Origin of the sequence: uncultured Bradyrhizobium sp. (genome assembly GCF_936928535.1) — a bacterium.
Lineage (GTDB): Bacteria > Pseudomonadota > Alphaproteobacteria > Rhizobiales > Xanthobacteraceae > Bradyrhizobium.
The window spans coordinates 1-11,445 of sequence record NZ_CAKZHY010000161.1 but is presented as its reverse complement, the minus strand read 5'-3'; the positions used below and the strand labels follow the sequence as shown (position 1 = coordinate 11,445).

The following is an 11,445-nucleotide window of genomic DNA, read 5'->3' as shown; positions in this document are numbered from 1 at the left end:
ACAAGCTCGCCGAGGCTGCCTGATATGATTCGAACTAAGGAAACGCCCGACTAGGTCCCGCTTGGCCGCCTCTATGTGAATAAAGAGATCGTCGAAGCAGCGTGGCCGGAGAGCGATCTGCTGCTTCTCGTGAGGCTGGTTTTGCCAGGCAAAGCCCCGTATGGTTCGCCGCAAGCATGATGAGGGTGCAATGGGAAAATTGACGATTAGACGCCACCTCTACGAAGTCGTTCCAGCGAACGCGGCCGAAGCGATTTTTTCTCGCCATCATGACGGGACTATCCACTTCAAGAATAAGGATGTGACGTTTTCAGGAAACGATGTGGACCGGCTGCTTTGCGATGATGCCATCATCGCTTTCGATTGGGATGGTAACCTCGGCGTTGTTCAGCGATTGTATAAGGCTGCATTCAACCGTGTTCCCGATCAGGACGGCCTTTCGGCGAATGTCGCGGCGATCGATGCTGGCCTTACGAAGGTTGATCTGGCCAATGCTTTCCTTGCTTCCCCGGAAGGACTCGCGAAATATCCGCCTGATGCTTCAGATGCCGATTACGTTCGGCAATTGTACAAGAACGTGTTGAATCGACTACCTGAAAATGTTGAAGTTGACGACTGGTTGCAGCCGCAGAAGCCAGCATCCAGCACGTCCAGGGGAGAGGTGCTCATGGGTTTTTCCGACAGCATAGAAAATCGGAAAAGATTCGAGAACTTCACCCTAGTGGGTGTATTATTGACGCGCTCATTTTTTGGAGTCTGAACTGGCGTCGGAAGCGTGCGAGAAAGATGTCTCATCGTGCTGATCCAAGACTTATTCTCCGGCTGAGCGCGCCTGCGCATGGTCTTAAACACAAGAAGCGTTTTATGCGGTTGCTCCCTGCGGTAGTGGTGGTCGGTGGAGCATGAGTTCTGAAGTACCTCGAAGAGTCGAGAGGCAGGAAAAAGGCGCCGAGCGCTTGGCCGGCAAAGTGAGGCTCTCCATTTTTCGGGTACGACTGCTACAACTCCGTCTTCCCAAAAGCCAGGAGTCCCGATAGGCGATGATGCGATCCCACGGCTTTCGCTTGACCCACATCGTTGTCTGCATCGCAGCGGTGGTTGTTGTTTCCAATGCGATGTTGTTCAATGAATTTCATGGCTTGAGCAGCGATGCCGGGCAGCATTACGCGATCATCCGCCAACTCATGGACATGCAAGGCTGGATCCGACCGACCTCACCGTATCTCGGTCCATTGCAGTCCTATCCCCCCGCCGCCCATTGGATTGCTGCCGAGATTGGGAAGTTATTGGATTCTGGCCTGCTTGGGATGACGGTTGTCGCAACGACTTCTGTTGCACTGTTCTATCTTGCTCTGTTCACCCTCTCATTCGACTCAGGACGTAAGATCGCCCTTTACGCCTGCTGCTTCCTTGTGGTGCTTGCATTCTTGCGCGCACCGATCTTCGGCAGGCAGATCGTGAACAATTATTTTTATTCTCAGGTCGTGGGGTCCTCGATTGGAATTTGGGCCTTCCTCGTAGTGTTTTACGCGCGTGATAAGGTCTCGCCGGTCATTCAAGATGTCTGGATCATTCTCGTTGGCCAGCTTCTGGTTGCAACACATCTTACTGCGGCCGCGCAGCTGATGGCCGCCTATGGTACTTTTCTCGCGCTACAAGCATGGGGAGGGCTGAATCGCACCTCAATCGCGCGACTGATTTTTTTTACTGTTGTTGCGTCGGCCCTCACTGCTTTTAATCCATACGCTCGCTATTTGACCTCTGTTGCGCAGCAGGGTGGTGGCGCGCATGTCAACTTGCTGCTTGGTCATCAGGCTGCCCAATTCGCACTCTTTACTCTGGGAGGGTTCGCTAGTCTGCGGTTGCTCACAAAAGAAAACGAGGGCAGGGATACTCATATCCTGTTGGCTCTCCTTGGACTTTCTGCATGCTTATTGGCGCTTCTGCAGCTTTTCCTGAGCTGGATAAACATTGGATCGGCCTACGCCGTCGAGAAGCATATCTTCGTGACGTTAACTCTTCTGGTTTTCATCCTATCAGCCAATATCAGTCTAGGGGAGAAGTCGGACCACATCCGAAATGACGGTTGGGTGCCTTCGATAGTGATATGTTCGGCGTTATCTTTGGTAGCGACGCGGGCCGATCTCTATCCTTCTGTCCTGAATTTGCGCGAGGTGGTTGCCTTCCAACGTTCGGTGCGAGAGCTTAGGCGGCGCGAGCCGATCGACTCCTCGCGCGAGATAGTGTTCAGCACGCTCTGGCCTCGTAACGTCAGCTATATGCTTAGCTTGGGAGATCTCAAAGTGCCGTTTGCCGTTGCAAACAATCTGTTAGGGCGCGCGCCCGGCGACCTTTCGTTCGCGCAATACGTGTTGATGCCTCCGAGCGATCCACTGTTGGTTCGCGATTGCGACGCACCTGAGGCGTCTAATGAAAGTGTGTCTGCCATGAGATTCAGTTGCTTTCTAGCGGCAGGCAGAATGAATGGGGCACCTCCAAATTGAAGAACGTCGCCGTCAGGTCCGAAGCGGCTTGGTGACGGTGCCGAGTGGAGTGATCAGGTGTTCCGACAGGGGTTCCGGGTTGAGCTCGCCACGCTTCTCTCGCCAGAGCCGTATGAGGCTTTCCTAGTCGGGGCTGTGATGATGCGGGCATCGCCCCGACAATGGTGCGGCCTGCGGTCAAATTGAGGAGATTGATCTCGGAGCCTTGCGCTGTGATCGAGGCGCCGCCATGAGAGGCTTACTTTCTTTTACGCTCACATTTCGCTGATGGCCAAACGTTGTTCTGCTTTTCCTCGTGACGGCAATTTGCTTGCTTGCGGTCAAGCAGCTTCCAGGGTTTGGCGAAGGATGGCGCTCGCCGGCGATATCCGCATCACGCCGTCCGCAATCTTTGGCCACACGAACTTGCAGCCCTCAAGGCGCTTGTGCAGGGTCAGGTGCGCGAGTGGGCTTCTGAGCAGGAGGATCAACCTGCGTTTGCGCCAGCCATCCGAAGGCTGGTTGATATTGGACTGAAAGCGAAAAAGCGATGATTCCGCAGGGCATCCGCGAAGGGTTGTTTGAGATCGCTGAAGAAACCGGTCGACCGTACGCGGCCGTGGAACGTATCTTTCTCCTCTGCGTCGATGCGCCAGAGTCTGACGTCTCGTTTCTCATGACGGATGGTGGGCTTATGGCAGTTTCGCAGGAAAGTTATGGTGTGCCTCAGCACCTCATCGATGCAACCAATGCCGTCTACGATGACTTGGAAGCAATGGCTGAGAAGATGGCTCTGATGGCCATAAGGCCGGCCGGCCGAACGATTCAGTAAGCCTGGCTGGACGGGCTCGGCGCAATCCGTGACAAGCGTTTGTGCGGCGCACCCGCTATTGCTCTCATGCCATGGTTGCGCTTGGATATTGCTTTAGGTCTGGGGTGACCGTTGTGCGTATTTTAGCGCTGCCGCTTTTCTGCGCCTACTTGGCCGGCTGTCAGACGGATAGCTCCGCTTCCAGCGGCCATCTGGAGGTTACGATCCAAAACATGATGCCGGAGCAGGTGAAGCCACAGTTGGTCAACGCGATGATCAACGAAGGCGGCCGGCTCAGAAACGACAGTACGTACCTCGTCACATTTGAGCGGCCGCGGGGCGACGCTGCAAGCGCTGCACTGATAGGCGCTCTCGTTAGTACTGAGGGAGTGAGCGCAATCGAGCGGCTAGCGTTTTCAATTGCAGAGGCACGGAACGGAACGCGAATCGTCGTTGATCGCTATATGGTCACCGTCGGCTCGTTTGGACGAGAGGACATCCGTCCGGCGAATAGCTTCGGCTTAGAACCGCTTCAGCATGTTCTCGATCGCGTGGTCGGTCAGATCAAGACCTGAGAGCCGTCCAGCATCTATGCAATCGGTTGAAGTTTGAGAAGAATATTTAAGGCGGAAACCGTGAAGCTTCCCAGTCATAGGTATGTCGAGTGGTTGGGTAGAGTCGTCTGATCGATCGGGTCCAACAACCTAAGGGGCGCGACCGGACAGCGGAGAAACGATGAAGCAATGCTCAGCCGTTTGCGAGAAATAGTGTTCCACATTCAGCGTCGAAGCCCTGGGGCGCGATTTGCGGAGAGCATCCGCAGGGTGATCCGCTTGGCTCGGCTTATGACTGCCGTCCGCGCCACCGAACGAAGGCAAGGGACTAAACGGGGCAAGGGGTAAAGCCGACTGAGGGCGAGCCTTGCCGTGGGGTGGGGGGATCCTTAGGAGCTAGGCGGTGGCGGCGCGAAAATATCCTCAGGCTTGTTGTGAGCGCAACCGAGATAGCGGCTGTATCCATCCGGTGAAGCCGGTGAAGCCCGGTGAGGGCCGCTTCTGGTGAATGAGGCGTCCTCGGACCAGCGTCGCTCCCGGCCTGTATCCACTACTTCGCCGTTCGACTTGGGCACTGCGCCTATCACTCTCCATAAGGAAAGTTCTCAACAACACGATGAGAAGCTCAAGATCGTCCTGGTGAGTTTACAGGCGCCAGGTCGCAGCAACCGCGCCGCGGCATGGCAGGCGAGCAGGGTCAAAGCGCTTCGTCTGGATCGCACACATGTCGCCACGGTCCGATTACCGTGGCGATGAGAAGCTTCTCGACGGGATCTGCTCGCTGCCGAAGGTATGACGTTTCGCGCTCGTCGGCGAGGTGGTGAGCGTCGAGAAGAGGCTCAAATCACGTCGTTCTGAAGACTTTCGTTTCCGCTCTTACCCTCGCTTTTTCGTCCTCGCGCAAAGCTTGCACCCCTGCGCACGCCGTTGATTTGCGGTTGTTTTCCAAGTCAGCACAGCTGACGCAAATTTAACTTGATTGTCACAGTGAGCGTGTAAGGATTGTTTACGGGCATGGCTGGATTTCCAATTCGATCAATTTTGAGCCCGAGCCGCGCGGCGCGACGAGAGCCGCGCGGCTTTTCATTTTAATCGTCCGAGCTTTTTAGCTGTGTTCCACTCTGCCGTTTCAGCCTTTCTCACAAAGCTTAATTCGAAGCCCGTGTTGTCCATTCGCTTGGCGCCGGATACTCCTTCCGACGCGGTTCAGCTCGTCTCCTCGAATGCAAGCCCTCAAACTTGGCCGCCCGGGCGACTTGAATTTTGATCAGGCGGCTCCATGGGCGCTGATCCAGTCGGCGAGCCCCTGCGTCCACGTTGCCTGCGCGTAGGTGAAGCTCGATGCGCCAAGCACGGCGACGAAGATCTGCGCCATTCTGCGCTCACCGGTGAGGCGATCGACCACCACCGGCACGCCGTCGCCGGCATAGTCGACAAACAGCTTGTCGCCGGGTGCATGGGCCTGGCGCATCGTCACAGACAGGCGGCCTTCCCAGGCGCGGTAGAGCTCGCAAAAGCGCGAGTACCGGTATCCGCCGGGCTCGGCGGCGATGTACTCCTCCCATAGGATCGACAGCGTCACGTGCTTGCGCTTGAGCTCGCGATGCACGGCCGCCCAGTCGGGCTCTGCGACGCGGCGGTGACCCTGCCGGTTGCCATTGCCGGTCTTGGCGAACAGGCGGGCTTCCAGGGCCGCGTCTGTAGACTCGTCGGGTAACGGCCAGGTCAGGCCTGTAGCCTCGAACCGCCGGATCGTCAGCCGCACCGTCGAGCGTGCCGCGCCCACCCGTCGCGCAATCTCACGGCTCGGTAACCCGGCCGCCTTCATCCTGATCACATCGCGCACACGGCGCATCGCAAGCCTCTCCGTCGGCATCCAGGGTCCCCCTTCGCAAAGCCGAAAGGGTTGACCCTATGGGAGCCAGAAGAGGCCTCGTCACCCCGGGTTCGCTTTTGCGATACCCCGGGCGACATCATCCCGGAATGGTGGGCGACTTCATCTCGGAACGGGTGGGCGACTTCAAATCGGAATGGTGGGCGAGATCATCTCGGAATGCTGGGCGACATCGAGCGGAATCCGCAGCCTGAGCTTACAGCGCGTGCCCTGAGCCGTCAGGTGGTCTTGCACCAGCGAACCGCGTGGCAGTGGGAGAAGAGGTGATTTCCTAGATTGGGAATTGCCGTTTTACTGCAGAAAGCCGGATCGCCGCCCCGTTTCTCCGAAAGGTGTCACTCCAGCGGGGCCGGAGCGGCGATCATTGGACGCGAGAAGCCTTCGGAGCTGATCACGCGTTACAATTATCGCGTTATTGTGTCACAGGCCGATGACGGCGCCTGAACGGCGCGCCGAAGCGCCCAAGAACGGCGTATATCTATTAACGCAGATGGGGCGGAGTGGTCCACGGAGTCTCAGAAACTCCTGATGCGATCCCTTATCGGCATTGCGCATCGTCCGCGATAGGCGGCCGAGAGCCTTGCTAGGGTTTCTGTCCCGCGAAATGCTACCGCGCCCATCACCATGGGCTGCGGCCGGCTCACTGTGCCGAGGGGGCCAACGCACAGTAAGATGGAAGCCACCAGGTCATTCTTGCGGCGATACCAGAGCCTTCGGGTGAAGGCCGTGGCGCACCTGATCCGGCTGCGACTCATCCGAACGGTTGAGAAGCTTTAAGCAAATTTTGCTTGCGCTCCGCGTTAGCAAAGTATTAACTTCACTGTACACCGAGGCCCAGGTGAGCCCAGTAACCCCAATTACCTCTCATTACGACCCACTCGGTGCAATGCCCCGCTCGGTCCCCAACCGGGCGGGGTTTTGCTGAGCCTTGACGTGTAGACTGATCCGCACCGAGGTTTTGCATCGTCTCGTCAAGGTTGGGAGATCGCCGCTTGCGCCTGTTTTCAAGCGGGCGATGTTTTTGCTTCTTGAAACCAGAAAGCCGCAAGGACTGATCGGCGCTGCGCTTGGGCGCTTGGCTGCGGGGCGGCGTTCTTATCGTGGCCAAGCCCTGACGCGTTCTATTTGGTTGGCGGCTAACCCGCTGGCAAGGCCCAAAACCTTCATTGAAAACAAAACGGCCCCGAGCGGTCCCCGGGGCTGGTTGAGGATACTCTGGAGCCGATTTTGCAGGACGTATTGTCGCGCGCCGGCTGCTTTCAGCATTTGGAACGCAAGGGAAATCGTGGAACTGCGGCGTGCGCCGAACTGCCGCAATCGTCGGCGAGGGTAATCACCGGCCAAGGTTGAACAAGGCCCCAGCGCCGCCATACCCAGCCCTCTAAAAGTTAGACGATCGACGGTAAGACCTGGGTCCGTCGCGGCGATCAGTGGCCTTAAGGAGTGACCGATGGCGAGGTTGCTCACCGATCCCGGTCTGCTAGAGCGGCTGACCACAAGCCCATGAAAAGAAATCAAGGGCGAAGGAGAGCTGGGGCATGCGGGAAAATTCCGGTGCCGAAGCCGCAGAAAGGTTCAACGAAATCAACCTAATTCGCTTTGCCTTGAGGGTTATCGACAGGTGACGCCAGCAAAAGGGCGCCTTGAAGGGCAGAGATAAGATTGTTAGCGGCCGGGATATTGCATTTCAAAAAAGCAACTGTCGAAGCGCACATATCGGCTCCCCCATCACCGTTAGGAATGTGAGCGGTTGCGGTAAGCGTTATTCCAATGATCCCGTTAAGATGGGAGAAGGTGGGAACACCATCGAAATAGACAATTGGCAGCGGGTTTGGTTGCAAGGAAATGGTAGTCTCACGCCATTGCATCAGCCCGAAATTGGGCTTGGGTACGGAATCATCAGACATGATGGCACCTACAACTTGTTCAAATGGGACCACGCCAAGGGTGACATGGTCCCATTCAAGTTGTCGAATCCTTCTTTGCCGCTTTCCGAGCTTTGCGCGGATCAACGCGACTTAATCTGGTTTAGTGACCGCGCAAACGCTTGCCTCCCGCACCTTTAATGACAAGCGCTGCTCCAAATTGTTGATGCCGAAGGGCGGGGCGGCTTGAATGGCGGAAGCTCAACTCTGAAGGATAGCGGTGAAGGTGCATCTCAGCTCGGTCTATAGGGCCAGAGCACGTGCCGCCTTTTGGTCGGGCGGTCAGGCCGATGGGGGCGGCTTGCTTGGGTTCCCGTAACGGTTTCCCGGGCCAGCCAAAACACCTGCGGCCGATGTCAGCGAACTTTATCGCAAGGGAGCAGTAGGTTTCGCGGAAAATAGCTTAGCGCCAGACATGACGGCGCGCCAGGTCGATAATGTGCTCTTGGCGATCATGACGCCGATCGCTTAAGGCGATCGCGCGTATTCCTCTGGAATACAACCACGGGCAATCTGACAGAAATTTGTGCGACGATGCTGTGAATTGCTTCACACGGCTTTCGCAGGCCAAGCCTAAAGTGGTGGTACGCAACGAAGCGCAATTTTGAATAGGACATTCGTCATGGCGATTTCACACACCATGCCGTCTTCTGTTCGCAGTCATGACGGCTTGATTGTTTTTGGCTACCTCGCGCTTTCCGTACTGATGCTCGTCGCAATCTATTTGCCGACCGGCCCAAGCTTCGCCGATACCGATCTGACGACTATGGCGATGGTGCCGTAATGCGGTTGGCTTTCTGGACGCTGGCTACTGCGATTGTAATCGCTGTCGCCATCTGGGTGTTGTTGGGTCCGCCAGAATTAGACGCAACCAGCGCTCATACGGTAATTGCGCGACACTGAGCAAAAGGCTGCCCAACTGGGCGGCCTTATTATCAGAAGTGTTGCATGAGCGAGTAAGCGAGAGCCGTCGGAAAATGCTCGGCGCTGATCACTTCGCCAAGCGAGCGGGACAACGCCTACTGGGCAGATCGGACTAAAAACGGACCGCGATTCATCCCGGGCCCAGTTCATGGTTTCTTCCGGGGGAAGATCGAGGGTTGCGTATATCGCCCCGTTGCAGTGCAATAGAAAGACAACCACTTTTTCTCCACCTAAAAAGTCTAGCTCGCAACCGAACAAAAGCTAAAGCCGGTTACACCAGAATCCTCTAAATTTATTCTCATGCGAGAGCGACGACTCACCCTTGAAGAGCGATCCGTCTGGGGCCAGTGCCCTGTATGTAGGGTACCGGACGGGACAAGCTGTAGGATGTTCGCTGGTCTTATTGATCCGCGCGCCGACGCAGTACTGACATCGGCGAGGGTTCACGAATCTCGTCTAACATGTGCGCCGTTTTGTGCGCGAAATTGGTTTCAACTGACGTGCAGCGCGCGTTTGCCGACGCTGGGATAGTTATCTGGGCTGAACGAGCGCAGCTAGGCCAGACTCTGTGATGCGGTAATCAACCATTGAAGCCGTCTCGCGTCGCTCTATCCAGCCATTTCGCAATAGCGTCAATCTCGTTCGGCGCATGTCGGGCAGTTTCGACGACCTTACCCAGTTTCCGTCTCGGAGCGGATCGAGAAATTCCCGATGGTATTGCTTAAACGCAATAGGCGTCGCGTACTTACTTCGCACCTCCGCAAGAATAGTTTCGAGTGACCGTTCGTGTTCCATATGCAGAGTATCGCGCTGCATCTTTGACAATAGGTTGCTGACGAGTTGCCCATTCGCACATTGCGGGGCAAGCTCCCATCTTGTCTGGTGGTTCGTCGGGAAAAAGCTGAGTTCGCACAATGGTGGATGCGAGATTTCGCCGCCGGCCGCAGCCAACGCAAAGGGCTCCGTTTGCCGATCATTGGTCCTGTTAGCGGCCAGCACCTTTCGTTTAATCGCTTCCGAGCCCGCCTCGGTAACTTCAAAAGTGGCGGGTGCCAATTGGCCCTTCCTCAATCCATCCTTTTTCAATCATGCCATCAAGCGTGCGTTGCCCGATGCCGCTTGGCACCGGATGCCCACGACGAATTGCCTCGAGGCCGAGGCGTTCCCAAACTGTCGGATATTGTGGCGGTCGCGCCGGCATTAGTCGTTCGCTTCCAAAAAATCGAAAGCAAGCTTGGGATCATTGGATGGAATATCGCCAAGCGCCGAAATAGGACGCCACGCAATGTAGTTGTATTCTTTCGGGCCAGCGGTGCACGATCGATCGGCAATAGACGCAGGTGAAAGAACCTGATCCAGAAAACTTCCCGTCGGTTTGGGTTGTCGCAAATGGCGAGCCGCACCCACTGCAAGCGAAAACTACGGTCGTCATTGGCCGCGCAATCGTTTGAATGTCACTCGACATTTCATAGCGGGCTACCAATTAAAGCGGGTTCAATTTCGCTGTCGGGTTCTGGCAAAATCGGGCTCAATCTATAGTTCAGGGCTCCCGTTGCATCGCAGGATGCTCCGGCTTTTGCTCTTAATTCATTGTTCGCACCCACGGGCGCGGTAGGGCGTCGCGGGGCTTTAAAACCGAACCCTAAGGCCCATCCGGCATGCGACTCGGACGAGTTCTGGGCTGATCTCACCGCGCTCAAACGGATTGACGAAGATGCTGAGTGGCAGCTTGCGGATGTCCTCGCCGTCAACGACCAGAATATCGGGGGCGCAGAATTGAACCTCATGGTGGTGCTTGCGAGAGTGACGGGCGTTGAAGTCGGACACGCCGTCGACGCCTAGCGACGGTCTCGCTATCCAGGACGAACCGGGTCTGTTTGATCTTGCGAGCGGCCTCTTCGATCCAGGGAAGCTGCTTTGCCCAATCGTGTCCGTTCCGCGTGAACGGGCGCACACGTTCGCCATCGCGCTCCATGACCAGACCAACTTGAACGGTACGAAAGGGCGAAGGCGGGCCTCCTTTGAGAAGCAGGCCACCGGCCGAGGCAGACGATGTCCTGTCAGTAGGGAATAAAAGCCCGAAGACGGCGGCCACAGTGGAAAGACCCGCCGCAATGGCGACCCCGCTTACGATCAGCTCACCGCAAGGCTCGGACTTTGGTCCGTATACGACAGCGCGAGTATGCAGATTGTGCCAGATTTGCTTGCGCAGACAAAGTCGCAAACGTGGCAGCTGGGTCAGCTAAGGGAGACAGAGGCTGCTCCCCGGGGCTCCGGAGTGGGCCTCCGCTCAGCGCTCGGAAGCGGACCTCTTGGCCCCCGACGACACGCAGCAGCCTGAGATCAGCGGCGGAAGGGAGTCGGTAATGACTTACTTCGAGTCTGACACGTAGCGGTCAAGAGCAGGTGGAAAAAGGCACGTGTAGCAAAGTATCTTGCCGCTGCCCGGCTGCGCTCGCCGCCGCCCAGCTCGATATTTCCAGATTGATCGGCAACACGCCACCGCCAAGTGCGGCCACGCCTGGAAATCGATAACTCAAAGAAAGGCAAGTCTCCGGTGACCATCGCGAGCACCCTCAAAAACTCTTCGTTAAAATACTAGCTGAAAATCTGCCAGACAACTCTCGGTTTCGCTATTGGTTCCGAGGCTTGGCCTTCACAAACAATTTGGCAACGCGCGCCGATCTAAAGTAGCATTCGTACAGCAGGCGCATCCGTTCTCCGTTGACCAGTCTGACCCCTGCATAAGGCCCAAGAATGTCACCTTCCATTACCAACAAGATCGCGCTCTTCATCGATGGGGCCAATCTTTACGCGACGGCGAAAACTCTCGGCTTCGACATCGACTACAAGC

Annotated in this window: 8 protein-coding genes and 2 pseudogenes; 6 read left to right on the top strand and 4 right to left on the bottom strand. The window is 56.6% G+C overall.

Features of this window, described 5'->3' with window-relative positions:
* Nucleotides 1–160 precede the first annotated feature (160 nt).
* The 4 genes from Q0687_RS29840 (at nucleotide 161) to Q0687_RS29825 (ending at nucleotide 3,869) form a co-directional block, all read left to right on the top strand.
* Nucleotides 161–760 (top strand): DUF4214 domain-containing protein, encoded by a 600-nt coding sequence (locus tag Q0687_RS29840; protein WP_298885021.1) that lies wholly within the window; start codon nucleotides 161–163, stop codon nucleotides 758–760.
* Between the two features lie 280 nt (nucleotides 761–1,040).
* Complete coding sequence (locus Q0687_RS29835; RefSeq protein WP_298885020.1) at nucleotides 1,041–2,504, top strand: hypothetical protein; 1,464 nt, start codon at nucleotides 1,041–1,043, stop codon at nucleotides 2,502–2,504.
* Between the two features lie 529 nt (nucleotides 2,505–3,033).
* Nucleotides 3,034–3,315: a hypothetical protein gene (locus tag Q0687_RS29830; RefSeq protein WP_298885019.1), complete on the top strand. Its 282-nt coding sequence runs from the start codon at nucleotides 3,034–3,036 to the stop codon at nucleotides 3,313–3,315.
* A gap of 113 nt (nucleotides 3,316–3,428) precedes the next feature.
* Entirely contained in the window at nucleotides 3,429–3,869 is a 441-nt protein-coding gene (locus Q0687_RS29825; protein ID WP_298885018.1) for a hypothetical protein, read from the top strand.
* Between the two features lie 1,267 nt (nucleotides 3,870–5,136).
* Here the strand turns inward: Q0687_RS29825 and Q0687_RS29820 are convergent.
* Nucleotides 5,137–5,703, bottom strand: a pseudogene (locus Q0687_RS29820) (transposase); the annotation flags it as partial.
* 1,628 nt (nucleotides 5,704–7,331) lie between these two features.
* The gene (locus Q0687_RS29815) at nucleotides 7,332–7,649 is read right to left on the bottom strand and encodes a hypothetical protein (protein WP_298885017.1); all 318 of its coding nucleotides are present in this window, start codon (nucleotides 7,647–7,649) and stop codon (nucleotides 7,332–7,334) included.
* Between the two features lie 640 nt (nucleotides 7,650–8,289).
* Here Q0687_RS29815 and Q0687_RS29810 point away from each other — a divergent pair.
* Nucleotides 8,290–8,451: a hypothetical protein gene (locus Q0687_RS29810; protein ID WP_298885016.1), complete on the top strand. Its 162-nt coding sequence runs from the start codon at nucleotides 8,290–8,292 to the stop codon at nucleotides 8,449–8,451.
* A 671-nt stretch (nucleotides 8,452–9,122) separates the two neighbouring features.
* Here Q0687_RS29810 and Q0687_RS29805 read toward each other — a convergent pair.
* Together Q0687_RS29805 and Q0687_RS29800 are read right to left on the bottom strand one after the other, a co-directional pair.
* Entirely contained in the window at nucleotides 9,123–9,647 is a 525-nt protein-coding gene (locus tag Q0687_RS29805; RefSeq protein WP_298885015.1) for a hypothetical protein, read from the bottom strand.
* A gap of 573 nt (nucleotides 9,648–10,220) precedes the next feature.
* Complete coding sequence (locus tag Q0687_RS29800; protein WP_298885014.1) at nucleotides 10,221–10,418, bottom strand: hypothetical protein; 198 nt, start codon at nucleotides 10,416–10,418, stop codon at nucleotides 10,221–10,223.
* Nucleotides 10,419–11,348: 930 nt separating this feature from the next.
* Here Q0687_RS29800 and Q0687_RS29795 point away from each other — a divergent pair.
* Nucleotides 11,349–11,445, top strand: a pseudogene (locus Q0687_RS29795) (NYN domain-containing protein); the annotation flags it as partial.

Bases quoted from the DNA above. Each gene is read 5' to 3' on its own strand.
- Q0687_RS29840 (WP_298885021.1), top strand. From the start codon at position 161: ATGGTTCGCCGCAAGCATGATGAGGGTGCAATGGGAAAATTGACGATT.
- Q0687_RS29810 (WP_298885016.1), top strand. From the start codon at position 8,290: ATGGCGATTTCACACACCATGCCGTCTTCTGTTCGCAGTCATGACGGC.
- Q0687_RS29835 (WP_298885020.1), top strand. From the start codon at position 1,041: ATGATGCGATCCCACGGCTTTCGCTTGACCCACATCGTTGTCTGCATC.
- Q0687_RS29815 (WP_298885017.1), bottom strand. From the start codon at position 7,649: ATGTCTGATGATTCCGTACCCAAGCCCAATTTCGGGCTGATGCAATGG.
- Q0687_RS29830 (WP_298885019.1), top strand. From the start codon at position 3,034: ATGATTCCGCAGGGCATCCGCGAAGGGTTGTTTGAGATCGCTGAAGAA.